Below are 25,159 nucleotides of genomic sequence, written 5' to 3'. Positions count from 1 at the left end.
GTCATCCCCTCCCGAATATATCTTCCCCGCCAATTCTGTTAGTTGTATCTTTTGTTGTTAACGATAATAATTCGCATTCTTTATTACATCTCGTTACGTCCCTGTCACGCAGGGAGCAGCTGGCAACCAGAGAAGATAACAATGACCATGGCTTTAACCCTGAAACGCTCCGCAGCGCTGTGCGCGCTGGCGCTGGCCGCGCCTCACGCCACGTTCGCCGAAGAGACTATCACCGTAAGCGCCGCTCCCGCGCAAACCGCCGCCTCGCCCACCGAAGGCTATACGGTAAAAAGCAGTACGGGCGCGACCAAAACCGATCAGCCGCTGATCACCACCGCGCAGTCAGTTTCCGTGGTCACCCGCCAGCAGATGGAGGATCAGGGGGCCAGCACCTTTACGCAGGCGCTCAACTACACGCCTGGCGTCTTCTCTAATGTTGGCGGCGGCGCGACCCGCTTTGACGCGCTGGCGCTACGCGGTTTTCACGGCGGCGACGTGGACAATATCTTCCTCGACGGCATGCGGCTTATGAGCGACGGGGGCAGCCATAACGTGCTGCAAATCGATCCGTGGTTTATTGAGCGCGTGGATATTATCAAAGGCCCGTCTTCCGCCCTTTACGGCCAGACCATTCCGGGCGGGCTGGTGAATCTCACCGCTAAGCGTCCGCAGTTCGATTCCGAAGGTCACTTCCGTCTCTCCGCCGGTACGCAGAATACGAAAAGCGCGGCGTTTGATTACACGGACGCGATTAACGATCAGTGGGCCTATCGCATTATCGGTATCACCCGCAACACCGATACGCAGTACGACAACACGCGCGAGGAGCGCTACGCCATTTCGCCTTCTCTGCTCTGGCAGCCGGACAGCGATACCAGCCTGCTGCTGCGCGCCTATCTGCAAAAAGATCCGTCCGGCGGTTATCACGGCTCGTCGCCCGCCGAAGGCTCGCTCTACGCCCACAATGGCCGCAAAGTCAGCCCGAGCTATAACGAAGGCGATCCGGGCGATGGTTATCAGCGCCGCGAGCAGATTTACAGCGCGGAGTTTGATCACCGCTTTAACGAGACCTGGTCAGTACACTCCAGCGGCAGTTATACCCACAGCAACGCCTCGCTGGCTCAGGTTTACCAGAATGGCTGGATTGGCGACACCAACACCCTTTCCCGCGGTTATGTCGGGTATCAGGAGTCGCTGAACGCCTGGTCAACCGACAACCGTTTGCAGGCCGATTTCGCCACGGGCGAGGTGAATCACACGGCCGTGCTGGGGGCGGAATATCATCGCTTCCGTAATGACATTCAGGGCGCTTATGGCACCGCCGCGCCGTATAACCCGTTCACCGGCTATACACCGCAGACCGGTCACGTCATCACCTCGACCAACGACTTTAACCGTCGTTACTACCAGACCGGCGTCTATTTGCAGGATGAGATGACCTGGAATCGCTGGCACGCCACGCTTTCCGGGCGTTATGACCGTATTGTGGCGAAACAGGTCAGCGACACTGCGGGTACGACGATTCGCCGCTCGGATGACCACGTGGGCGGTCGCGCCTCGCTGCTCTACGCCTTTGAAAACGGCCTGTCGCCGTATATCAGCTACAGCCAGGCGATTACGCCGTCGATTCTGTATGACGCGCGCGGCGATATGCTGAAGCCGAGCACCTCTGAACAGTATGAAGGCGGCCTGAAATATCAGCCGCCGGGCACGTCGGATATGTACACCATTGCCCTCTACGATCTGAAGCAGAAAGATGTCTCCCAGCGCGATGAGAACATCGCCACCTCCAGCTACCAGGCGGTCGGCAACGTGAAATCGCAGGGCGTGGAGATTGAAGCGCGCAACCAGTTGACGCCGCGTCTGAGCACCATTGCGGGCTACACCTGGAATCGCGTGCGTTTTGAAGATTCTCTCGGCGGGAAAGATGGCAATACGCCGCTGCTGACGCCGGATCAGATGGCGTCGTTCTGGGCGCATTATCAGTTTGATTACGGTATCAGCGCGGGCGCGGGCGTGCGTTACATCGGCAAACAGTGGGCGGACGACCAGGACACCCGCCGCGTCGCTTCCGTAACGCTGGTGGATGCGATGGTGAAAGCCGATCTCGGCGCGTGGAACAGCGCGCTGAAAGGCGCATTTGTACAGGTGACGGCCAATAACCTGACCGATCGCGACTATATCTCCGGCTGCTATACCACTAACTGCTACTGGGGCGCGGAGCGGAGCGTGACCGCTACAGTCGGCTACGATTTCTGATTCAGACGTAAAAAAACGGCCCCGCGGGGCCGTTTTCTCTGGCTGATTCAGACGGTCCGCAGGGACCGTTTTTTAATCCCTGCGTAGCATGCGGAAAATCAGCAACACCACAATGGCGCCGACCACCGCCACCAGGAAGCTCGGCAGGTTAAAGCCCGTCACACTGCCGCCAATCCCGAAGAACGTCGCCAGCCAGCCGCCGACCACCGCACCGACAATACCGAGCACGCAGGTCAGAATAAAACCGCCGCCGTCACGGCCCGGCATGATCAGTTTGGCGATGATGCCCGCAATAAGTCCAAATACGATCCATGACAAAATACCCATAGTCTCCACCCTCTTGGTTAAGTCTCACTGAATGGTCTGGCGCAAAGCGCGACAAACCGAAGTGGTTCAAGTATAGGTAATAAAAAAACATTCTTCCGGTAAGCTCGGATTATCCTCATACTGAAATAAATATATTTTAGGATAAATCTTAAGTTTCGGACGAGCGGGCCGATAACCGTCCACATCTCTCTGTCAGTCATCTGAGGAATCACGCGACGTGAGCAATTACAGTGAGCAGTTTCTGAAGCAAAATCCGCTGGCCGTGCTGGGGATTTTACGCGACTTGCAAAAAAGCCAGGCGCCGATCCGCCTCTCCTGGGGTGGCTGGCAGTTTATCAGCCGTATTCTTGAGGCGTCGCCGGAACAGCTGGTGCTGGATTTCGGCAGCCAGACGGGCGAAAACCAGGCCGTGCAAAAAGCGAAAAATATCCAGTTCAGCGCTGAAGCCCAGGGCGCGAAGGTGGAGTTTAATCTGCCTGCGCTGAACGTCGGGGAGTTTCAGGATCTGCCTGCCTTTGTCGCCCCGCTGCCGGAAGCCGTCTGGTTTGTGCAGCGCCGCGAGCATTTTCGCATCACGGCGCCGGTGCAGCCGCAATTTTACAGCCTGGCGCGGATGCCGGACGGCAAACTGTTTCGCGGCCGCCTGCAGGATCTGTCGCTCGGCGGCATGGGAACGCTGCTGGAAGGCGCTTTGCCGGAAGGGCTGGAAGCGGGTATGCAGTTCTCGCCGCTGGAGCTTGATCTGCTGGAGTGGGGAAAATTTCGCGTCGACGCGCAGCTGTTAACCATCAGCGAGCGCAAAGTGGTGGACAGTAAAAACGAGACCATCGCCACGCCGCGCCTGAGCTTTCGCTTCTTAAACGTAAGCCCGGGCACTGAGCGCGAGCTCCAGCGCATTATCTTCGCGCTGGAGCGTATCGCCCGGGAAAAAGCCAGCCGGGTGCGCTGATTACATGGCGTTCATCGCCTGCTGCACTTTCCAGATATAACGCGGGGCCTGCGGCGCCGGATGATTTTTCGCGACATGTTCGACAAATTCATCCGGGCTCAGGTCGTTAATCTTCTCAATCGCCGCTTTGCGATCGGAGGAGAAGGTGCGCAGCAGCGCGCCCGCGCCATTCACATAAGAGACCACCAGCGCATACTGCATGGTTTCCGGCGCTTCGATGCCTTTCAGCACGCCGTGCTCAAGAATGCTTAAATACGCAGTGCCGAGCGAAATGTTGCGCTCCGGGTTTTTCAGCTCGTTGGATGTCGGCTGACCGCTCCAGCCCATATAACGGTAGACTTCGCGCCCGGCGGTGGACGCTTTAATCTGCATCAGGCCAACGGCGTTGGATTTACTCACGAGAGTCGGGTTGCCGCCGGACTCCACCGCGATAATCGCCGTCACCAGACGCGGGCTCACGCCCCAGGCGTTGCCGGCTTTTTCGGTAATCGGCATCCACTGCATTGCGCGTTTCACCGGCACCTCTGGGTTCCAGGGCGGGTTTTTATAATCCGGCGTGGAAGAACACCCGGCGAGGAACACCACTAACCACATCAACCATCTTAATTTCACGCAACTTTCCTTTCGATATCAGTGCTAAACGACGCATCACGCCGGGAGGCCGCGCAGGCATCCGGATGACAACCGCTAAGGTTAGCGGCATGATAGCGGTTTCGCCTGGTATGTCAGCAAGGATTTGTTATGGTCTCTGTTCATCTCATCGCCCCGTCGGGTTACTGCATTAATCAGGACGCCGCCTGGCGCGGGGTGCGCCGTCTGGAAGATGCCGGAATAACGGTAAAAAATCAGCAGGTTATCACACGCCGGATGCAGCGTTTCGCCGGGTGTGACGATGAGCGTCTTGGCGATTTACAGACCTTAAGCGCATTGTCTGAAAATACCCCGATCGTGATGCCGGTACGCGGCGGCTACGGGATGACACGCCTGCTGGAGCGCTTTGATCCGCAGCCCTTAATCGCCCGCCAGCGGGAAAATCCGCTGCTGATTTGCGGCCACAGCGATTTCACGGCGCTACAGATGCTCCTGCTGGCCCGCAGCAATACGGTGACGTTCAGCGGGCCGATGCTGGCCGGTAATTTCGGCGCGCCGGAGATGAACGATTTTACCTGGCGACACTTCTGGCAGGCGCTGACCGAACCGCAATTTACGCTGGCGTGGCGCAGCGACGGCGCGCCCTGCGAAACCGCAGGCACCGTCTGGGGCGGTAATCTGGCGATGCTGGCGTCCATCACCGGTACGCCGTGGATGCCGGTCATTGAGGGCGGCATTCTGGTGGTGGAAGACATCAATGAACACCCGTTCCGCGTTGAACGTATGTTACTGCAACTGCACGCCGCCGGAATTCTGGCGCGCCAGAAAGCGCTTATCCTGGGGAGCTTCACCGCCGCCGCCGTCAACGATTACGACGACGGTTATAATCTTGAGAGCGTTGCCGCCCTTCTGCGCGAGCGGCTCGCGATCCCGGTGCTGACCGGCCTTGCGTTCGGCCATGAGCAGGAGACCGTCACGCTGCCGCTCGGCGCGCATGGCGAACTGCGCCACGATGGCGAACGCGCGCAGCTGCGCCTCAGCGGTCATCCGGTGTTGCCTGTTGCGGCGGCAAAGGGGTTTATGAGGTGAAGGCTACGCCTGAGCAACCAGACTGCTCAGGGTAAAATGGTGAGCGTGCTGTTTAAGCGGGCCCTGGCGCGGAAAGCGGACGCTGGCCCTGCTGCTATTTTATAAAACAGGGCGCATTAACCTGTTGCTGCCAACTGTGTCATACGCCTTATTTTGCAGGTACCGGGTATCTCAACGCTATCTCAGGCGCATCAGCTAAATGTCTGCCTGAGCGGGCCATCAAGTATCCGGCAATCTCTTCGGCGCTGAGATCAACCTCTGACATTTCAGGGTCCTGGAACCAGCTATCCGGCCAAAAAATCAAATCGGATGGATTAGCGTCAAAATTGCTCTCAAGTAATGAAATCGCGAAGTCTTGTTCAGACTCTTTGCCCTCACATTCACAGATGAACGTGATGGTTTGAATTAACTCGGCCCAGGTAAAGTCCGGGTAAAATTTCGACAGATTAAAGGCCATCCGGGTAAAATTACTGGCGCTGGTCCAGGAGGAAAAGTCTCTGAAATCAGAAAACGTGCAGGGGCACGCCACCGGCTTATTCCATTCGGCCATCATGTTTAACAACATGGGATCATCCTGATCAGCGCCTTCATCAATTTTAGCAAGGATCATTTCCGCTTTTTTTGACAGCGCATTAATGGTTTTATTGCTGACGTTGGTCGGTCTCATCCTTTCCGGCAATGGCATGGTTTGGATCCTTGTAAAATTAAATGCCCTCTGGCGCTCACCTCGGGCAGAAAGACAGACGTATAAGAAAACGGGATATCAGCGGAACGCTTCAGCTTTCACTTACAAGCAATATGCCCCAATACGTTCGCCCGCCTGCCCTTATTCACGTTTGATACTCTTGCTCATATTGATGCCCGTCACTCCAAACCCGCTGGCCTCGTAGACATGGCGTGCTCGCGCATTATCGCCTGCCACGCGAAGCCTGATCTGCTCAACACCCCTGGCCCGCATTTCATCCTCAAACGCCCGAAGCGCGTCTTTACCCAGTCCCCGCCCCTGGCAGGCGGTGAAAATATGAAAATCATAAATGAAAACGGTTTGCATACCGGGATCGGGTTTATACCAGAGGTAACCCGTATGCTTGTGGTTGCTCTCATCTTGCACCAGCAGACACAACAATACATGGCCCGGTGTATTCACGCCTTCGGGAAGCGTGGCGGCAATCTCCTGTTTTGCGCTTGTCAGCGCCTCTTCCTCAGAAAGCCGATAGTTGGCGGCAATTTCTTGCGCATAATCCGTAATGAAATACTCCAGATAAGCGGGATATTCCTCCTCACGCATAGGGCGAAACGTCAGCATGGGTGCTCCTTTTTTTCTCAGCAGAGCGGTCGCATCGTTTTCTCAGAGCAACCGCCGTCTTTCGTTATCGGTTGTCACAATAAAGCTTCCCGCTAACGCTGTCAGCATAAAAGTCCCCGGCCGGGGCTTCGGTATGCGCGACAAGCAGCCCCTCTTAATGCTTCGTGGCTCGCCGTAAAAAATGGATAAATCAAACCTTACATTCTCGTAGGGGGCATTCTCTGCCATGAAAGTAATCCATAATGAAAGCAAACATGTTATTGAATTTATTATTTTTAGCCGTGTCGTTTAATAGCGCTGCATTAACTCAATTGTTTTACTCATCTGTAGTCATCAGCTAATGAGGATCATCATGATTCAGTTCTTATTTAAATCTCTCATCACAAACGGAATATTTATGCGCCAACGCAGTTGAATCTGACGAGTATATATCTCTGCCGTACTGTTTGCCGGTAATGGCCAGGCCAGTTGCTGTACGCGGACGGTAACTGGCAGCGCGTTACAGCGCGGCGCACAGGAGATGAACTCACTTCATCGTCGCCTGAGGCTGGCCGCGTGAGGAAACGGCGCCTCCCCCGTTTTGCACAGTCAGGGAGAAGATTACCGTCTGATGTCGCTGGCTCGTAAAGGCTCTCCTTTCATTTTTGGGGCCGCAGAAACGCCGCAACGAATAGACTCTGACAGCGGCGCCTGCCTTTATCGTGAGCTATCCATTTGAAAACAGCCACAAAACAAAAAAGCCTGAAAGGATATATTCTCCGCCTCCCCTGCTTTTATCAATTTTAGTTAAAGCCAGAAAAAGCCATGCCGATAACTTATCTGTTTACGGCGCTTCACGCGGCTCTGTCACCTTATTCAGGACGAGGTTTAAATGTTCAGGAATTTACCTATCACGAAAAAGTTCTTTTTTGCCTTTGGCGCTGTTTTAGCTTTGCTGCTGTTATTATGTGCAACGTTCTACAATAACTTTTCCAGCATCGTTAATACCAACGCATGGAACATTCATAGCTGGCGCGTCATTGATAAAAGCCGTGGCCTTACTCAAAGTCTGGTGAATATGGAGACCGGTCTGCGCGGCTATGCCATTAATGGTAAAGAGGAAATGCTGGCTCCGTGGAATGCAGGCAAAGAGGATTTCGGTAAACTCTTGCAGGAAACGAAAGGCTTAACGGCGGATAACGCTGCTCAGCAGACGCGCCTGAATAATTTGCTTAAACAGGAGCAAGAGTGGCGGGATAAGTTTGTCACTGAACTGCTGGAAAACCGTCGCGCGCTTAATGCCGGAACAATGACGCAGGCAGATTTCAATGCCGCCTTTGAAGCCAACACGGGCAAGCTGCAGATGGATCAAATGCGTAAAACCATTGATGACATCGTCAACGACGAAAAAAATCTGCTCGGCGAACGCCAGCATTCTGTCGACTCCGTTGAAACGAAGACCCAGCTGACCCTGTTTATCGGCGCGCTATTAGGTGTCCTCGTCGCTTCCGCTTTAGGCTATGTCCTTGCCCGCTCCATTACCCTTCCGCTTGGGGAAGCGGTAAAAGCGGCCCAGGCGATTGCCGCAGGCGATCTTTCTACCCGTCTGGTGGCGCATTCAAAAGATGAAACCGGTGTGTTGATCGACACCCTTACCGCCATGCAGGAGCAGCTCAAAAAGGTGGTCGCTGATATTCAGACCGCCGCGTCCTCTATCGACAACGCCTCTAAAGAAGTCGCGATGGGCAATACCGATCTCTCTGCGCGAACGGAACAGCAGGCCGCCTCGCTGGAAGAGACCTCAGCCAGCATGGAGCAACTGACGGCGACCGTAAGGCAAAACGCCTCTAACGCGCAAAGCGCCAGCAGCCTGGCGTCCGATGCGTCCGAGGTCGCGAAACAGGGCGGCGACGTGGTGGATAAAGTCGTCGTCACCATGGCGGCCATTTTTGACAGTTCAAAAAGCGTGGTCGATATTATCGGCACCATTGAAAGCATTGCTTTCCAGACCAATATTCTGGCGCTCAACGCCGCGGTGGAAGCGGCTCGCGCTGGCGAGCAGGGCCGCGGTTTCGCCGTGGTGGCAAGCGAAGTCCGCGCGCTCGCGCAGCGCAGTTCGACCGCGGCAAAAGAGATTAAAGCGCTGATTGAAACGTCGAATTACCGCATATCGGAGGGCACCGATCTGGTCGCGCAGGCGGGCAAAACCATGACCGGGATCGTCACGGCGATCGGCAACGTCTCGACAATTATGTCTGAGATCTATACCGCCTCCGGCGAGCAGGTTAACGGTATTGAGCATGTGGGCATCGCTATCAATCAGATGGATGAAGTGACCCAGCAAAACGCCGCGCTGGTTCAGGAGGCGGCGGCCGCGGCCGCGTCGCTGGAAGATCAGGCGGCGCAGCTAAACCGCTCGACGGCGATTTTTAAACTCGCCTGATACACGCAACGGGATAAGGTTGATGTCCGCTTCCTTCACGAAGCGGACATCAACGCTCAGCAGATCAAACTTCCGGCCCTTCCACTAACACCAGCGTACCGCTCGCCGCTTTGGCGCGCATTGCTCTGGCGGCCTGATACGCCGGGCTTTCATAAAAGCGCTTTGCGTCGTCAAACGAATCAAATTCCAGAACGATATGTTTTTCATGCGTTTCGCCCTCCAGGTTTTCATACTGCCCTGACCAGGCCACGATTTTCGGGTTAAAGGGCTGCATGGCTTGCGCGGCGGCCTCAGCATAGTCCGCGTAGGCAGCCGGATCGGTGATGGTGACGTGAGCCACCAGATAGCCTTTTTTCATTTTCCTTTCCTTATCAACAGTGGATTTTACGCACGCGCATCAAGCGCCTGACGGGTTAGAGATTCTCTGCATGGATGCCCGCGGGTTGTGGGTAGCGCTGGGCCTCCTGTCGCGCAATCATCCATGCCGGGTAATGCGGCGGCAGCGCGCTTACCGTATCAAGACGCGCCAGTTCTTCGGCGCTAAGCGTAATGTTGCTCGCGCCAAGATTATCGGTGAGCTGCTTCCGCCGTTTTACCCCGATAATGACGCTGGTGACCGCAGGGCGGGCAAGGAGCCAGGCGAGCGCTATCTGGCTGACCGATACCGAACGCGCCTGTGCGATAACCCGCATTTCGGCGACGCATTGCCAGGCCAGGCCGCGGTCGACAGGCGGGAAATCGAAGGTGCTGCGGCGCGCATCGCTCGCTTCGGGGGCGCCCGGCCCGAATTTGCCGGACAGCAAGCCGCCCGCGAGCGGTGACCAGACGAGAAGCCCCAGATTTTCCTCGCTGACCAGCGGCGCCAGTTCGCGCTCAATGTCGCGGCTGGCAATGGAATAATAGGCCTGCAATGTTTCAAAGCGCGTGGCATGAAGCGCCTCGCTCAGGCCCAGCGCTTTACCGAGGCGGCCAGCGGCCCAGTTGGAGACGCCGACATAGCGAACCAGGCCCTGACGGGTCAAATCGTCAAGCGCGCGCAGCGTCTCCTCTACCGGCGTGACGCTGTCGCTGGCGTGGATCTGGTATAAATCGATATGGTCGACCTGCAACCGCTCCAGGCTCCTTTGCACGGAATCCATAATGTGCCCGCGCGACGCGCCCCGATCGTTAGGCCCTTTCCCCATCACGCCGCCCGTTTTGGTCGCGAGAATAATGTCGCTGCGCGCCACGCCGAGTGCTTTCAGCGCAATGCCTGTAATGCGCTCCGACTGGCCGAAGGAGTAAATATCAGCGGTATCAATAAAATTAATGCCGCCCGCCAGCGCCTGCGCGATAAGCTGGTTGGCCTCTTCCTGCGCGACCGCGCCGATGGAAGACCACACGCCCGCGTCGGCGTTACCGCCGAGCGTCATCGTGCCGAGGCACAGTTCTGACACGAACATGCCTGTCCGTCCGAGTTGTTTATATTTCACACAATGATCCTTTTTGCATGAGCGCCTGACGCTCTGGTTGTCCGTCGGTGTGAAAGCAGTCTATTAAGTATTAATATCGGTATAAATACGCCGAAAAAGAACACACTGTTGCTTGCGAGAATAACAATGAGAAACCTTGAGCCGCTGATGATTTTTGCGCGCGTGGCGGAAATGAAGAGCTTTACGCAGGCTGCGGAAAGCTTAGGGATCCAGAAAGGCCGCGCCTCCGTGGTGGTGCGCGAGCTTGAACAGGAGATAGGCGCCACGCTTCTGAACCGGACCACGCGTACCGTGCAACTGACGGAAGAAGGACGGGCGTTTTATACCCGCGCGCGCGATCTGCTCGCGGAAGCCGACGAGCTGAAATCCATGTTTTCTCAGAGTGAGACGGCGCTTCGCGGGCGCTTACGGGTCGATATGCCGGCAGTGTTAGCGGAAAACGTGGTGATCCCTGCCCTGCCGCAGCTGCTGGACGCCCACCCGGAACTCGAACTGGAGCTTTCCAGCACCGATCGCCGGGTCGATCTGATTCAGGAAGGATTTGACTGCGTGATCCGCCTTGGGCCTGTCGTTGATGAAACGCTGGTTGCCCGGCCGCTCGGAAAATTACGCATGGTTAATGCCGCAAGCCCGGACTATCTGGCGCGCGTCGGCGTCCCGCAGACGCTGGAGGATCTTACCCGCCAGGGGCACCGGATGGTGCATTATGTGCGCCGTTTTGGCTCAAAGCCGTATGGCTGGGAGTATCCGACGAAAGAGGGTTATGCCTCGCTGATGCTGCCGGGCGCGGTAAGCGTCAACAGCGTACAGGCGTATCACCGGGCGGGACTGGCGGGCCTGGGCCTGATTCAGGGCGGCTATTCCACCCTCGCGCCTTATATGGCGCGCGGCGCGCTGGTGGAAGTGTTGCCTGAGCTCCGTCCCGAGCCGCTGGATGCGGCTTTTGTCATTGCGCACCGGCGCAATTTATCCCAGCGCGTCAGAGTCTTCATGCGCTGGACGGAAGAGATCCTGCAACCGTACTTTGCGTGATGCCAGTCAGCGTGACAGCGGGCCAGACGCGTTGAGACGCCCGGCAGACGTAAGACAAATCCCGAACTGTCGATGAACATCGCATCCCGGCTTAAAACGTTGCGAAATGCTAACCGGCGGATCGGCGCCCTCTGTTACCCTGAAGTTAACGATCCACTCGGAAACACCCGGAAAAGGTCATTCACCGTGCTAATTAAACCGATTGATTCATAATTAGTATGTTAAGTTTTTAAAAAACCCATCAGCAGAGGAGAGTGCGCACGTTGGACGCCGGGACGATAATTAGTCTTTTTATTCTGGGTTCGGTACTGGTCACCTGCAGTATCCTGTTAAGTTCATTCTCGTCACGTCTTGGTATCCCCATTCTGGTGATTTTCCTGGCTATCGGCATGCTTGCGGGCGTGGATGGCGTGGGCGGAATTCCGTTTGACAACTACCCTTTCGCGTATCTGATAAGTAACCTGGCGCTGGCCGTGATCCTGCTTGATGGCGGGATGCGCACCCAGGCAAGCTCCTTCAGAGTCGCTCTCGGGCCTGCGCTGTCGCTCGCGACCGTCGGGGTGCTTATCACCTCGGGCCTCACCGGCATGGCCGCCGCGTGGCTGTTTCATCTGGACATCATGGAAGGGCTGCTGATTGGCGCGATAGTCGGCTCTACCGACGCTGCGGCGGTCTTCTCGCTGCTCGGCGGCAAAGGCCTGAACGAGCGCGTCAGTTCTACGCTTGAGATTGAGTCCGGCAGTAACGATCCGATGGCGGTGTTTCTCACCATCACGCTGATTTCAATGATTCAGGAACATGAGACCGCGCTGAGCTGGATGTTCCTGGTGCACATTATTCAGCAGTTCGGGCTCGGGATACTCATTGGCCTGGGCGGCGGCTGGCTGCTTTTAAAAACCATCAACCGTATTCCACTGCCTTCCGGGCTCTACCCGCTGCTGGCGTTAAGCGGCGGCATCATGGTCTTCTCGGTGACGACGGCGCTGGATGGCAGCGGCATTCTGGCGGTTTACCTTTGCGGCTTTGTGCTCGGTAATAAACCGATCCGTAACCGCTACGGTATTCAGCAAACCTTTGACGGCCTGGCCTGGCTTGCGCAGATCGGCATGTTCCTGGTGCTCGGCCTGCTGGTGACACCGTCACATTTGCTGCCTATCGCCATCCCGGCGCTGTTGCTGTCGCTGTGGATGATTTTCATTGCCCGACCGCTCTCTATCTTTACCGGGCTGCTGCCGTTTCGTGGGTTTAGCCTGCGCGAGCGTGTGTTTATCAGCTGGGTGGGCCTGCGCGGCGCGGTGCCGATTATCCTCGCCGTTTTCCCGATGATGGCCGGGCTTCCACGCGCGAATCTGTTCTTCGACGTGGCGTTCTTCGTGGTGCTGGTGTCGCTGCTCTTCCAGGGCACGACGCTCGGCTGGGCCGCGAAAAAGGCCAAAGTGGTGGTGCCGGAAGTGGGTCGCCCGCAGTCGCGCGTGGGGCTGGATATTCACCCGGAAAACCCGTGGGAGCAGTTTGTCTACCAGCTGAGCGCTGATAAATGGTGCGTCGGCGCGGCGCTGCGCGACCTGCATATGCCAAAAGAGACGCGCATCGCAGCGCTGTTTCGTGAAAATCAGCTGATGCACCCGACCGGCAGTACCCGCCTGCGTGAAGGCGATGTGCTGTGCGTGATTGGCCGCGAGCGCGACCTGCCTGCGCTTGGCAAGCTGTTCAGCCAGTCACCGCCGGTGGCGCTCGACCAGCGGTTCTTCGGCGATTTTATCCTCGAAGCGGACGCGAAATTCTCCGATGTAGCGTTTATCTACGGGCTGGATGACCAGTCGGCGGTGGATCAAAACCGCACCATCGGCGAGGTGGTGCTGGCGCTGATTGGCGCCGCGCCTGTCGTGGGCGATCAGGTGGATTTTGCGGGCATGACGTGGACGGTGGCGGAAAAAGAAAACAACCAGATCCGCCGCATCGGCCTGAAAGTGGCCGACGACGACGACGAATAACAGCCTGCTGCAATATATAAAAGCAAAAGGGAAACCCATGGGTTTCCCTTTTTTATGGCCTTCGTTACGCCTTTAGCGTGTGCTGACCGGCACGCGCGGCGCCAGCGCGCACATCAGCTCATACCCGACCGTGCCGCAGGCCGCGGCGACATCGTCAATTTTAATCTCGTTGCCCCACAGCTCCACCGGACTGCCGATGCCCGCTTGCGGGCAAGGCGTGAGATCGACCGTCAGCATGTCCATCGAGACGGTGCCGATAATCCCGGTGCGCACGCCGTCCACCAGCACCGGCGCGCCGTCCGGCGCGTGACGCGGATAACCGTCGGCATAACCGCACGCCACAATCCCGATACGCTGCTCGCCCATGGCGCGGTAACGGCTGCCGTAGCCGACGGTATCGCCCGGCTTCAGGGTCTGCACGCCGATAATCTCGCTTTTCAGCGTCATCACCGGTTGCAGGCCGCTGGTGGCGATATCGCGCCACTGCCCGCTCGGCGACGCGCCGTAGAGCACGATGCCGGGGCGCACCCAGTCGAAATGCGCCTGCGGGTGCCAGAGCGCGGCGGCGGAGTTAGAGAGCGAGCGCGGCGCGTCGATGCCTTCCGCCGCCTGCTCAATGCGCACCATCGCCGCGTCGATGCCGTCCGGACGGTCGGCGTCGGCAAAGTGCGCCATCAGGGTTATCTGCCCTACGTTGGCGATCGCTTTCAGTTGCTGCCAGATGCTGTGCACCCGCTCCGGCGTGAAGCCCAGGCGATTCATGCCGCTGTTGATTTTGAGATAGACATCCAGCGGGGCGTTTAGCTTCGCCCCGGCCAGCGCCTTTAACTGCCAGTTGCTGTGTACGCTGGTGGTGAGCCGGTATTTATCGAACAGCGGCAGTTCATCGGCGTGAAAAAAGCCTTCCAGCATCAGGATCGGGCCTTTCCAGCCGCGCTCGCGCAGCAGAATCGCCTCTTCGAGATTGAGCATCGCAAACCCGTCGGTGGCGCCCAGCGCCGACCAGACGCGGTCGAGCCCGTGGCCGTAGGCGTTCGCCTTGACCACCGACCAGACGCGCGACCGGGGAGCTGCGCGACGCACCACTTCCAGGTTGTGACGCAGAGCCTGCAAATCCAGGCTCGCCTGTATCGGACGAGACATGCGGGTTCCTTATCAGAGGTGCGCGCCGTGCAGGCGGTGGGAAGACGACGGCGTAAAGCCGGGCGCGTAACGGGCGACCGACAGGTCCTCGAACGGAATCGCGGGCGTGCGACCGGAGATAATATCGCTCAAAAGCTGGCCGGAGCCGCAGGCCATCGTCCAGCCGAGCGTGCCGTGGCCGGTATTGAGCCACAGGTTTTTAAATTCGGTGCGCCCCACCACCGGCGTGCCGTCCGGCGTCATCGGGCGCAGGCCGGTCCAGAATTTCGCCTGTTCGATATGCCCGCCGCGCGGGTAGAGATCGCGCACCACCATTTCCAGCGTCTCCTGACGCGGCTTCAGCAACTCGGTGTTAAAACCGACGATTTCAGCCATACCGCCGACGCGGATACGGTCATCAAAGCGCGTAATGGCGATTTTATAAGTTTCATCGAGCACCGTGGAAACCGGCGCGCCGGTTTCATCGGCAATCGGAATAGTGAGCGAATAGCCCTTCAGCGGGTAGACCGGAATATCCACGATACCTTTGAGCATGGCGGTGGAATAAGAGCCGAACGCCATTACATAGCCATCCGCCTTAATGATTTCCTCACCGCATTTCACGCCGTAAATTCGCTGGCCTTCAGAAAGCAGTCGGTCCACCGGCGTGTTGTAACGGAATACCACGCCCGCCGCTTCCGCCATCTGCGCAAGGCGCGTGGTGAAAAGCTGGCAGTCGCCGGTTTCGTCGTTCGGCAGTTGCAGCCCGCCGGTGAGCTTATGCGCCACTTCCGCCAGCGCCGGTTCAACCTGCGCCAGTTCAGCGGCTTTCAGCAGGCGGAACGGGACGCCTTCGCTCTCCAGCACCGCGATATCACGGGAGGCGTTTTCATACTGCTGTTCGGTGCGGAACAGTTGCAGCGTCCCGCCCTGGCGACCCTCATACTGGATGCCGGTAGATTCGCGCAGCGCTTTTAAGCAGTCGCGGCTGTATTCCGCGAGCCGCACCATGCGGCCTTTATTCTGCATGTAGTGGCGGGTGTCGCAGTTGCGCAGCATCTGCCACATCCATTTAAGCTGAAAATGCGTGCCGTCAAGGCTGATGGCCAGCGGCGCGTGACGCTGGAACATCCACTTGATGGCTTTTAGCGGCACGCCGGGCGCGGCCCAGGGCGCGGCATAACCGGGCGAGATCTGGCCGGCGTTGGCGGCGCTGGTCTCCAGCGCCGGGCCCGGCTCGCGATCGATAACCGTCACTTCGTGCCCCGCCTGACGTAAATACCAGGCGCTGGCGACACCGACAACTCCACTCCCCAGCACGACTACATGCATGTCCTCTTCCTTCTCAGGCTAAAGAATAATTAACTGATTACAAATTGATAACCCAGAAGAAAATATTATTCAACATATGGCTTTTTTATGGTGAAGCCACTCACAACTTTCCCCGCCACAAAGGGGATAGCGCTTTCAGGATCTCCTGCTTCCCTTCCCTACCCGGCAAAATAAAATTCTGTTGAGACCGCCGTTTACCGACAGGCAGGCTCAGGAAATCGCGCAGAAAAAATTTTTGCCGTGGCGCTGATAAGTCGGGGGTGATCTATGCTTGACATTAAGGCTCTCCCCGGATGAGAGCCGCTAACAATGAGGGCGCGCTGATGGCTACCGTAACTGATTCCCTGAAAAAGGATACCCAACGTCTGAGCGACGGGCCGGACTGGACATTTGAGCTACTGGATGTCTATCTCGCTGAAATCGATCGCGTGGCGAAACTCTACCGGCTGGACACTTACCCGCATCAGATTGAGATAATTACCTCCGAACAGATGATGGACGCTTACTCCAGCGTCGGGATGCCGATTAACTACCCGCACTGGTCGTTCGGTAAAAAGTTCATCGAGACTGAGCGGCTCTATAAGCATGGTCAGCAGGGTCTCGCCTACGAGATTGTGATTAACTCCAATCCGTGTATCGCGTATCTGATGGAAGAGAACACCATCACCATGCAGGCGCTGGTGATGGCGCACGCCTGTTACGGTCACAACTCATTTTTCAAAAATAATTACCTGTTCCGCAGCTGGACCGACGCCAGCTCGATTGTCGACTACCTGATTTTCGCGCGCCACTACATTACCGAATGCGAAGAGCGCTACGGCGTTGATGAAGTCGAAAAGCTGCTGGATTCGTGCCATGCGTTGATGAACTACGGCGTCGACCGTTACAAACGCCCGCAGAAAATCTCGCTCCAGGAAGAGAAAGCGCGCCAGAAAAGCCGCGAAGAGTATCTGCAAAGCCAGGTCAATATGCTGTGGCGCACGCTGCCAAGACGCGAAGAGGAGAAAGCCGTCGAGGCGCATCACCGCTTCCCGGCCGAGCCGCAGGAAAACCTGCTCTATTTTATGGAGAAAAACGCCCCGCTGCTGGAGTCGTGGCAGCGCGAGATCCTGCGTATCGTGCGTAAGGTGAGCCAGTATTTCTACCCGCAGAAACAGACCCAGGTCATGAATGAAGGCTGGGCGACGTTCTGGCACTACACCATCCTGAACCATCTCTACGATGAAGGGAAAGTGACCGATCGCTTTATGCTGGAGTTTCTGCACAGTCACACCAACGTGGTGTTCCAGCCGCCCTACAACAGCCAGTGGTACAGCGGCATCAATCCGTATGCGCTCGGTTTCGCCATGTTCCAGGATATTAAACGTATCTGTCAGAACCCGACCGAAGAAGACCGCCACTGGTTCCCGGATATCGCAGGCTCCGACTGGCTGCAAACGCTGCATTTCGCGATGCGCGATTTCAAAGACGAAAGCTTTATCAGCCAGTTCCTGTCGCCGAAAGTGATGCGCGATTTCCGCCTCTTTACGGTGCTGGATGACGATCGCAACAACTATCTGGAAATCGAGGCGATCCATAACGAAGAGGGCTACCGGGCGATTCGCAACGAGTTGTCGGCTCAGTACAACCTGAGCAACCTGGAGCCGAACATTCAGGTGTGGAACGTCAACCTGCGCGGCGACCGCGCGCTGACGCTGCGCTACATTCCGCAACACCGCGCGCCGCTCGATAAGGGCCGCCGCGAAGTGCTGAAACATGTGCATCGCCTGTGGGGTTTCGACGTGTTGCTGGAGCAGCAAAATGAAGACGGCAGCGTGGAGCTGCTGGAGCGCTGCCCGCCGCGTATCAACACGCTCTGACGCCCGCAGCAACAAAAAAGGCTTCCCGAAGGAAGCCTTTTTTATGCCTGCGCGCCGTCCATTACCGGCTGTGCATCGCCAGATCGCCCGGCAGGTTTTTCTGCATCCGGTGCCAGATCTCGCCGCTCTCGCGCCCGTAAGTACGCACCACGTCGTAGACCTGATCGTGCTGCCCTTCGCGCGAAAGCGTGCCGAGCTTATGGTAAAAGCCCAGCGCCAGACTGCGCGCTTCCGGGTTCGAGAAATAGTGGCGGCCGATGCGGGTGTAGAGCCCTTTCATGCCGTTGAGGATAAGCCCGTAAATCGGATTGCCGGAGGCAAACGCCAGACCGCGGAAAATGTTGTAGTCCAGCTCCGCGAAAGCGTCAGCGTGATCTTCGACTTCATCCGCCGTTGCGAGCACTTCACGTGCGCGTTCCGGATGCATACGCAGCGCGGTGCGAATAAAAATCGTCGCGATGTTGGTGCGCACGGACAACAGATTGTCGATAAGTTGCGGCACGCTTTCGTGATCGAGACGCGCCAGCGTTTCGAGAATATTGAGGCCCGAGGTTTCCCAGAAGTTGTTTACTTTCGTTGGCTTACCGTGCTGGATAGTCAGCCAGCCGTCGCGCGCCAGGCGCTGTAATACTTCGCGCAGGGTGGTGCGCGTCACACCAATCAGTTCAGAGAGTTCGCGTTCAGCAGGCAGAATAGATCCCGGAGGGAAGCGGTTATTCCAGATGCTTTCAACAATGTACTCTTCCGCGAAACCCGCCGGGCTCTGCGCCTTAATTACCATAATGAGCTTCCAATACACCTAAGATGCAAAATTCACTCATCATACCAGACGCGCCGGGGCGCAGATAGCATGACGAAATGTAAAAAAAGGGATCGTGGTTCGGTTTTTAACAATCCCCACCGGCCCGCCATACGCGCCCGCGGCTTGATCGCCGCACCACTGCCGGGTACCCTGACATGTTAACGAAAAATAACCGTAAAGGATCATGGCATGGAAATTTCATATGGCCGGGCGTTGTATCGTAACTTTTTAGGACAATCTCCGGACTGGTACAAGCTTTGTTTACTTGGCTTTTTGATTATTAATCCTCTGGTTTTCTGGGTAAGCCCCTTCGCGGCGGGCTGGCTGCTGGTGATTGAGTTCATCTTCACGCTGGCGATGGCGCTGAAGTGCTACCCCCTGCTGCCGGGCGGGCTGCTGGCGGTAGAGGCGCTGTTTATCGGCATGACCAGCGCCGAGCATGTGCGTGAAGAGGTGGCGAATAACCTCGCCGTGGTGCTGCTGCTGATTTTCATGGTGGCGGGCATCTACTTTATGAAGCAGTTGCTGCTACTGATTTTTACCCGTCTGCTGCTGGGCATCCGTTCTAAAGCCCTGCTCTCGCTGGCGTTCTGTTTTGCGGCGGCGTTTCTCTCCGCCTTCCTCGACGCGCTGACGGTGGTCGCCGTCGTCATCAGCGTGGCGGTAGGCTTTTACGGCATCTACCATCGCGTCGCGTCTAATGGTGAAGAGGGACAAGAGCTGGTGGACGACGCTCAGCTCGATGAAGAACGTCGCGCCACGCTTGAGCGCTTTCGCGCGTTTCTGCGCAGCCTGATGATGCATGCGGGTGTCGGCACCGCGCTTGGCGGCGTGATGACGATGGTCGGCGAGCCGCAGAACCTGATTATCGCCCACGCGGCCGACTGGGGCTTCGGAGACTTCCTGCTGCGCGTCGCGCCCGTGAGCGTGCCGGTGTTTATCTGCGGCATCCTTATCTGCATCCTGGTGGAAAAAACCAAATCCTTCGGGTACGGCGAACCGTTGCCGGAGCCGGTGCGTAAGATCCTGCGTGAGTATGACGACAAGAGCCGCCAGAAGCGCACCCGTCAGGACACCATGAAGCTGATTATTCAGGGCCTGATCGGCGTGTGGCTGATTGCCGCGCTGGCGCTGCATCTGGCGGAAGTGGGTCTGATTGGCCTGTCGGTGATTATTCTCGCCTGCTCGCTGTGCGGCGTAACCGATGAGCACGCTATCGGCAAAGCCTTTACCGAAGCGCTGCCTTTCACCGCCCTGCTGACGGTGTTCTTCGCCATTGTGGCGGTGATTATCGACCAGCATCTGTTCGCGCCGATTATCGCGTATGTGCTGGAAGCCACGCCGCATAATCAGCTGTCGCTGTTCTATCTCTTTAACGGCCTGCTGTCGTCCATTTCCGATAACGTATTTGTCGGCACGGTCTATATCAACGAAGCGAAAAGCGCGCTGCAACAGGGCGTTATCGACACTAAGCAGTTTGAAATGCTGGCGGTGGCCATTAACACCGGCACCAATCTGCCGTCCGTCGCTACCCCGAACGGCCAGGCGGCGTTTCTGTTCCTGCTGACCTCCGCGCTGGCGCCGCTGATTCGTCTCTCTTATGGCCGTATGGTCTGGATGGCGCTGCCGTATACGGTGGTGCTGACGCTGGTGGGCCTGGCCTGCGTGCAGTACACGCTGGTGCCGCTCACCGACTGGCTGTTGCAGAGTGGCTGGGTCAGCACCCCCGGCGTGACGGCGCTGCTGCATTAACCGCAAATTGGGCCCCGGGGCCCGATTTTTTGTTTATGCGCATAGGTTTAATGGGTTATTTTTGATGTCGCTAGTGGCGTCAAACAGGTTTTCGTTTACACTGCCGGTTCAACGCAGATTGCAGAGATAATCATTATGTTGCGATATTTAAACCAGTGTTCGCGTGGGCGCGGCGCATGGCTGTTGCTGGCGCTCACCGCTTTCGCGCTGGAAATGGTGGCGCTGTGGTTCCAGCATGTCATGATGCTGAAGCCGTGCGTGTTATGTATTTATGAACGTTGCGCGCTGTTTGGCGTCATGGGCGCAGGGCTGGTGGGAGCCATTGCACCGAAAACCCCGTTACGTTTTGTGGCGATGGGTATCTGGATTTACAGCGCCTGGAAGGGCCTGATGCTCGCGTGGGAACACACGACTATCCAGCTGCACCCCTCACCGTTTGTCACCTGCGATTTCGCGGCGCGCTTCCCGTCCTGGCTGCCGCTCGATAAGTGGCTGCCGCAGGTATTTGTCGCCAGCGGCGACTGCGCCGAGCGCCAGTGGTCATTCCTGACCCTGGAGATGCCGCAGTGGCTGGTCGGCATTTTCGCCGCCTATCTGCTGGTCGCCCTGCTGGTGCTGATCGCGCAAGCATTCAAACCGAAAAAACGCGATCTCTTCGGCCGTTACTGAGCCAGTCTCTTTAGCGGCGCACCACGCCCACCGCGCTCCGGCCGGTGGGCGTTTTTTTTAGGCCACGCGCAGACATTCCCTGTGCCGCCTGGCTTGTTCCGGGCTGGAGCACCTATACTGACAGGGTGTTTGATTAACGACAGGAGAACGTGATGAATAAGTATCCACTTAACGTCGAAAAAGACGATCCGAACGAAGCGCCGGAATCTGGCGATAAAAGACCCAGTCCGAATCAGAAGTAATCATAAGGTCGCTCAGGCGGCCTTTTTTTAACCCGTTTTTTTACAATTGCTGGATTATCGACCAAAAACCGCTTACGTAACTTTACGCTTAAAAACAAAGCCTTAATTACCACTACAATAGATATAGACTATTGGTTCAATCACTATAAAAAGGTGAATTGTATCAAGCAGACAGATGTGTTATTTCTGTGGACAGATGATTTTGCTAAGCCCTTTCAGCCCTATGAACCCACTGATTCTTCGCAACGACGTTTACATCAAAGCTATACTCACCCCTTCCGGCGCCTTGCGTGGCGTGTCGATTATTCGGCAGCCGGGTAATGAAACCTGGATGACGATTATCGCGCAGCCGTGTGAGCATCTTGAGGAACAAATTGCGCGTTTTTTATCCCTCAATGCCGATGAGCACGCTACACTGCGTCAGTTCCTTGAACCCTTCTGTAAACCAGAATGATCGGTTATTTACCTTCAATTAATGAAAACGCAATTATTCAGTATTGCTTAAGAAATATCTCAGAGTGATCTGAGCGAATAATCTGATTTTTAAAATTTGCAGATGCGTCGCAATAAACAATAGCTATACTCGCTATGTCTTAAAAACATGTCCGGAGTATTGTATGGAGATTTCAAGCAGAACTGCGGTTTTACTTAACCTGTTCGCCTTTGCTGGTCTACTCCTTTCCTTATCCGTCAGGTTTGGCTGGCTCTGAGAGGCGCACTGAGCCTCACCGCCGTCAACAGTCCCTCGCGCGACGTATCCCCCCGCTCCGGCGGTGAAAGAACATACTACGTTAACGCCTCGGATAAAAAAGCCGCTAATTAAGAGCGGCTTTTTTATGCATATTATTTAGTGCGGGGATATTCGCTGCGGTAAGAAAATATCAGCTGAGATTATTCTGTCCAATACAGCTTATTTAAAATAGGCTGGCGTTTGTGGTGATAGTGGGTTGATGTGGCAGAAAGCCAGGTTACAAGCAATGCATTAGCGCAAGACGAATCGACACATTCTAGTGTTTTGAGTTGTTTTGCGCTAATTTTTTGCCCCATCCATGCCCCATTGCCCATCGATCGAAGCCACCTCTGATGCTAGACTCTGCCCCTTCAAATCTAACGGAATTAGATATGCTCAAGCTCTTTACAAAGTATGCGTCCGTTGGCGTGCTTAACACCCTCATCCATTGGGTGGTGTTTGCCGGGTGCTTCTACGCGCTCGGAACCAGCCAGGCGCTTGCTAACTTCAGCGGATTCGTTGTTGCGGTAAGCTTTAGCTTCTTCGCAAACGCTCGCTTTACATTCAACAGTTCTACGACCACGACGCGCTATGTGCTTTATGTTGGTTTTATGGGGTCGCTTAGCGCTGCTGTCGGATGGGCGGCCGATGAATGCTCTCTTCCACCATTAGTGACGCTGGTCGTATTCTCCGCAATCAGCCTGGTGTGCGGTTTCATCTATTCAAAATACATCGTCTTCAGGGAAGCAAAATGAAGATTTCACTCGTGGTTCCTGTCTTCAATGAAGAAGACACAATACCTATTTTCTATAAAACCGTCAGAGAATATGAGCCACTCAAATCGTTTGAGGTGGAAATCGTATTCATTAATGACGGCAGTAAAGACGCTACAGAGTCGATTATCAACGCGCTGGCCGTGTCAGATCCGCTTGTCGTGCCGTTATCATTCACTCGCAACTTTGGCAAAGAGCCAGCGCTATTTGCAGGCCTGGACCATGCCACCGGCGACGCAGTGATTCCGATTGACGTCGATTTGCAGGACCCGATTGAAGTTATCCCGCAACTGATTGAACGCTGGCAAGCTGGGGCAGATGTCGTACTGGCTAAACGCACAGACCGCTCTACAGATGGCCGCCTGAAGCGCAAAAGCGCTGAAATGTTCTATAAGCTGCACAACAAAATCAGCAACCCGAGGATTGAGGAGAACGTAGGTGATTTCCGACTAATGTCTCGGGAAATAGTGGATAACATCAGGCTGCTGCCGGAACGCAACCTGTTCATGAAGGGTGTCCTGAGCTGGGTTGGCGGTCGCACAGACGTAGTAGAATATTCGCGCGCTGAACGCGTGGCCGGAAGCACCAAATTCAACGGGTGGAAGCTCTGGAACCTTGCGCTGGAAGGGATTACAAGCTTCTCAACTTTTCCGCTTCGCGTATGGACGTACATAGGCCTCATCGTGGCCGGAGTCGCATTTGTGTACGGAGCATGGATGATTATCGATACGTTAGCATTTGGCAATGCTGTACGTGGATATCCATCTCTGCTTGTTTCCATCCTGTTCCTTGGTGGCGTGCAACTTATTGGTATTGGCGTTCTTGGGGAATATATTGGCAGGATTTATGTTGAGTCCAAGCAACGCCCAAGATTTATTCTGAGGAAAAGGAATAAAGATGTTTAAGTTGAATAGATTTGATAGTGGGTGCTGGGTAATAGTTGGTGTTACCGCTCTCTTTGTTTTGCCTATCCTGCTTTCAGGTGTTTTGTATCAGGACGATATACTCAGGGCGGCAAATGGTGAAGCGTATTGGGGCGTACTTGGACGCCCTCTGTCTGACGTCGCTGTCATGGCACTTGGGTTTGGTTCAGGATTCGTTGTTGATTCTTTCCCATTATCTCTAATGCTGGCAGGAGCATTGCTTGGCGCTTCTTCAGTCATGCTTTACTGTCGTTTCGCGATCAGCCGCGGCATTGCCTCTGGCTTAGTTTTTTCTTTATTTTCATTAAGCCCGTTCTTACTTCAAAATCTTTCTTATCACTTTGACTCCTTCCCCATGATGCTTGGAGTTTTCCTTGCCGCATTGCCTTACTCTAAAATGGCTACATCATTTAAGTTGGCGTTTAGGGTGTTATTTGGGGCTGTATGCCTTGTACTTGCCTTGAGTCTCTATCAGGCAACAATAAATGTGTTCCTATCTTTGTGCGCCATAGAAATAGCTTACGTACTTTACAGTAGGGAAAACGGAACAGATGCATTGCGAATGTCTGTCGAAAGAGCGGCCAGCGCAATTATTGGAATGATAATCTACATGAAGGGTGTGACCCCATTCTTCTTGTCGAAAAATGTTCACTCAGATCTTGTCTTAAAAGCTGATGACCCGGCTAAAAGCCTGTTTTACAACTTTGAACGATTCTGGAATATCGCATCGAGCCTGATGAATGACTCGCTTTACATGGCCTGGGTACTGATTATTGTAGTTGCGATTGTTGGCTTGATAATTCTGTCTTTCAGAGTGGCAAAGTCTGATTTTTCTTTACCATCCAAAATTATTGGCTTTGCTGTATTTGCTTCAGGCATTGCAGTGACACTGTTCTCAATTGCTGGGCCATTTATCTTTATAGATAAGACTGTGGTTGCTCCACGCGTAATGATGGGAGTTCCGGGGTTTATGCTGCTTATCGGCTATCTGGCATCAATGTTGCCATCAAAAAGACTAACAACTATCGCATGCATTATTCCTGTAATGTTCTCCTTGTCTTACTCGTCTGCATATGGAAATGCAAGTAAGCATCAGCGCTCGCTCGAAGATAAGGTGTTCTATGATATAGCATCTTCGTTGCCACCTAAGCTGGATGGCAAAAAGGTGTATATCTCTGGTCAGATATCTACCGCCGTCTCTACTGACATGGAATTTAAGAGATTCCCTTCCCTTAAGTGGATGGTAATGCCGTTGTACAACTGGTCTGGGATGATAATGCTGAAGCATTATGGAATAACCGCTGAGATGGAAAGCAATAGTAAAAACGCAATCAGCGGATCAATTTTGAAGTCCAGCAGGTATTTCGACATAACATCGGATAAAGATATTTATGTAACACTTAAATAGCCCCGAAAGGGGCTTTTTATTTTGTCACAAATACACTCAGCCGGTAATAGAGGTTATATCCAGTGGAAGAGACAGCCGTTTGAAGTGTTACGCTACTACTATCGGC

Annotated in this window: 24 protein-coding genes; 15 read left to right on the top strand and 9 right to left on the bottom strand. The window is 55.4% G+C overall.

The genetic code is table 11. The features are described 5' to 3' along the window. The first annotated feature begins 141 nt into the window (after positions 1-141). Positions 142-2,259: a TonB-dependent siderophore receptor gene (locus AB8W27_RS08670; RefSeq protein ID WP_041923644.1), complete on the top strand. Its 2,118-nt coding sequence runs from the start codon at positions 142-144 to the stop codon at positions 2,257-2,259. Positions 2,260-2,331: 72 nt separating this feature from the next. On the opposite strand, the gene AB8W27_RS08665 is transcribed toward AB8W27_RS08670, so the two are convergent. Beyond that, positions 2,332-2,586: a GlsB/YeaQ/YmgE family stress response membrane protein gene (locus AB8W27_RS08665; protein ID WP_007698637.1), complete on the bottom strand. Its 255-nt coding sequence runs from the start codon at positions 2,584-2,586 to the stop codon at positions 2,332-2,334. Between the two features lie 217 nt (positions 2,587-2,803). Between AB8W27_RS08665 and AB8W27_RS08660 the strand changes: the two genes are divergently transcribed. Beyond that, complete coding sequence (locus AB8W27_RS08660) at positions 2,804-3,535, top strand: flagellar brake protein (protein ID WP_015741539.1); 732 nt, start codon at positions 2,804-2,806, stop codon at positions 3,533-3,535. On the opposite strand, the gene emtA is transcribed toward AB8W27_RS08660, so the two are convergent. Further along, on the bottom strand, positions 3,536-4,147 hold the full coding sequence (gene emtA / locus AB8W27_RS08655) for a membrane-bound lytic murein transglycosylase EmtA (protein ID WP_041923645.1): 612 nt from the start codon (positions 4,145-4,147) through the stop codon (positions 3,536-3,538). A 129-nt stretch (positions 4,148-4,276) separates the two neighbouring features. On the opposite strand from emtA, the gene ldcA reads away from it, so the two are divergent. After that, on the top strand, positions 4,277-5,215 hold the full coding sequence (gene ldcA, locus AB8W27_RS08650) for a muramoyltetrapeptide carboxypeptidase (protein WP_041923646.1): 939 nt from the start codon (positions 4,277-4,279) through the stop codon (positions 5,213-5,215). A gap of 148 nt (positions 5,216-5,363) precedes the next feature. Here the strand turns inward: ldcA and AB8W27_RS08645 are convergent, their stop codons facing one another. Together AB8W27_RS08645 and AB8W27_RS08640 are read right to left on the bottom strand one after the other, a co-directional pair. Next, positions 5,364-5,900, bottom strand: a complete 537-nt coding sequence (locus AB8W27_RS08645; protein ID WP_015741542.1) for a hypothetical protein — start codon at positions 5,898-5,900, stop codon at positions 5,364-5,366. Between the two features lie 141 nt (positions 5,901-6,041). Beyond that, entirely contained in the window at positions 6,042-6,521 is a 480-nt protein-coding gene (locus AB8W27_RS08640; RefSeq protein ID WP_041923647.1) for a GNAT family N-acetyltransferase, read from the bottom strand. A gap of 871 nt (positions 6,522-7,392) precedes the next feature. Here AB8W27_RS08640 and AB8W27_RS08635 point away from each other — a divergent pair. After that, on the top strand, positions 7,393-8,943 hold the full coding sequence (locus AB8W27_RS08635) for a methyl-accepting chemotaxis protein (protein ID WP_015741544.1): 1,551 nt from the start codon (positions 7,393-7,395) through the stop codon (positions 8,941-8,943). A 64-nt stretch (positions 8,944-9,007) separates the two neighbouring features. Here AB8W27_RS08635 and AB8W27_RS08630 read toward each other — a convergent pair whose 3' ends face one another. Together AB8W27_RS08630 and AB8W27_RS08625 are read right to left on the bottom strand one after the other, a co-directional pair. Continuing rightward, positions 9,008-9,301 (bottom strand): DUF1330 domain-containing protein, encoded by a 294-nt coding sequence (locus AB8W27_RS08630; protein ID WP_015741545.1) that lies wholly within the window; start codon positions 9,299-9,301, stop codon positions 9,008-9,010. Positions 9,302-9,356: 55 nt separating this feature from the next. Continuing rightward, positions 9,357-10,415: an aldo/keto reductase gene (locus tag AB8W27_RS08625; RefSeq protein WP_015741546.1), complete on the bottom strand. Its 1,059-nt coding sequence runs from the start codon at positions 10,413-10,415 to the stop codon at positions 9,357-9,359. 126 nt (positions 10,416-10,541) lie between these two features. Here AB8W27_RS08625 and AB8W27_RS08620 point away from each other — a divergent pair, with 126 nt between their 5' ends. Both AB8W27_RS08620 and AB8W27_RS08615 read left to right on the top strand, forming a co-directional pair. Then, a complete protein-coding gene (locus tag AB8W27_RS08620; RefSeq protein WP_015741547.1) occupies positions 10,542-11,447 on the top strand; it encodes a LysR substrate-binding domain-containing protein in 906 nt (301 codons plus the stop codon). Positions 11,448-11,710: 263 nt separating this feature from the next. Next, a complete protein-coding gene (locus AB8W27_RS08615; protein ID WP_015741548.1) occupies positions 11,711-13,441 on the top strand; it encodes a potassium/proton antiporter in 1,731 nt (576 codons plus the stop codon). Between the two features lie 72 nt (positions 13,442-13,513). On the opposite strand, the gene dadX is transcribed toward AB8W27_RS08615, so the two are convergent. After that, on the bottom strand, positions 13,514-14,584 hold the full coding sequence (dadX, locus tag AB8W27_RS08610) for a catabolic alanine racemase DadX (RefSeq protein WP_015741549.1): 1,071 nt from the start codon (positions 14,582-14,584) through the stop codon (positions 13,514-13,516). A 12-nt stretch (positions 14,585-14,596) separates the two neighbouring features. Further along, positions 14,597-15,895, bottom strand: a complete 1,299-nt coding sequence (locus tag AB8W27_RS08605; protein WP_041923648.1) for a D-amino acid dehydrogenase — start codon at positions 15,893-15,895, stop codon at positions 14,597-14,599. Between the two features lie 323 nt (positions 15,896-16,218). On the opposite strand from AB8W27_RS08605, the gene AB8W27_RS08600 reads away from it, so the two are divergent. Next, complete coding sequence (locus AB8W27_RS08600) at positions 16,219-17,754, top strand: SpoVR family protein (protein ID WP_032807413.1); 1,536 nt, start codon at positions 16,219-16,221, stop codon at positions 17,752-17,754. Between the two features lie 61 nt (positions 17,755-17,815). On the opposite strand, the gene fadR is transcribed toward AB8W27_RS08600, so the two are convergent. After that, on the bottom strand, positions 17,816-18,535 hold the full coding sequence (gene fadR, locus AB8W27_RS08595) for a fatty acid metabolism transcriptional regulator FadR (RefSeq protein ID WP_007762197.1): 720 nt from the start codon (positions 18,533-18,535) through the stop codon (positions 17,816-17,818). A gap of 210 nt (positions 18,536-18,745) precedes the next feature. On the opposite strand from fadR, the gene nhaB reads away from it, so the two are divergent. From nhaB to AB8W27_RS08555, 8 genes are all read left to right on the top strand, one after another. Next, a complete protein-coding gene (nhaB, locus tag AB8W27_RS08590; protein WP_015741552.1) occupies positions 18,746-20,308 on the top strand; it encodes a sodium/proton antiporter NhaB in 1,563 nt (520 codons plus the stop codon). Between the two features lie 135 nt (positions 20,309-20,443). Beyond that, complete coding sequence (gene dsbB, locus AB8W27_RS08585) at positions 20,444-20,977, top strand: disulfide bond formation protein DsbB (RefSeq protein WP_015741553.1); 534 nt, start codon at positions 20,444-20,446, stop codon at positions 20,975-20,977. A 152-nt stretch (positions 20,978-21,129) separates the two neighbouring features. Further along, positions 21,130-21,219, top strand: a complete 90-nt coding sequence (locus AB8W27_RS08580) for a hypothetical protein (RefSeq protein ID WP_085958866.1) — start codon at positions 21,130-21,132, stop codon at positions 21,217-21,219. A gap of 223 nt (positions 21,220-21,442) precedes the next feature. Next, on the top strand, positions 21,443-21,673 hold the full coding sequence (locus tag AB8W27_RS08575) for a hypothetical protein (protein WP_041923649.1): 231 nt from the start codon (positions 21,443-21,445) through the stop codon (positions 21,671-21,673). Positions 21,674-21,836: 163 nt separating this feature from the next. After that, positions 21,837-21,929, top strand: a complete 93-nt coding sequence (yncL, locus tag AB8W27_RS08570; protein WP_071601081.1) for a stress response membrane protein YncL — start codon at positions 21,837-21,839, stop codon at positions 21,927-21,929. Between the two features lie 412 nt (positions 21,930-22,341). Then, positions 22,342-22,704 carry a GtrA family protein gene (locus AB8W27_RS08565; protein WP_041923650.1) on the top strand — a complete coding sequence of 121 codons (363 nt, stop codon included), beginning with the start codon at positions 22,342-22,344 and terminating at the stop codon, positions 22,702-22,704. Continuing rightward, the gene (locus tag AB8W27_RS08560) at positions 22,701-23,627 is read left to right on the top strand and encodes a glycosyltransferase family 2 protein (protein ID WP_041923651.1); all 927 of its coding nucleotides are present in this window, start codon (positions 22,701-22,703) and stop codon (positions 23,625-23,627) included. The genes AB8W27_RS08565 and AB8W27_RS08560 overlap by 4 nt, the downstream gene beginning before the upstream one ends. Then, positions 23,620-25,053 carry a glucosyltransferase domain-containing protein gene (locus AB8W27_RS08555; protein ID WP_015741556.1) on the top strand — a complete coding sequence of 478 codons (1,434 nt, stop codon included), beginning with the start codon at positions 23,620-23,622 and terminating at the stop codon, positions 25,051-25,053. Before AB8W27_RS08560 ends, AB8W27_RS08555 begins: the two co-directional genes overlap by 8 nt. Positions 25,054-25,159 lie beyond the last annotated feature (106 nt).

Source organism: Cronobacter turicensis, assembly GCF_041222865.1.
In the GTDB taxonomy this organism is placed as follows: Bacteria; Pseudomonadota; Gammaproteobacteria; order Enterobacterales; family Enterobacteriaceae; genus Cronobacter; species Cronobacter turicensis.
The sequence above is the reverse complement of the archived record's forward strand: the minus strand, read 5'-3'. Positions and strand labels throughout refer to the sequence as shown.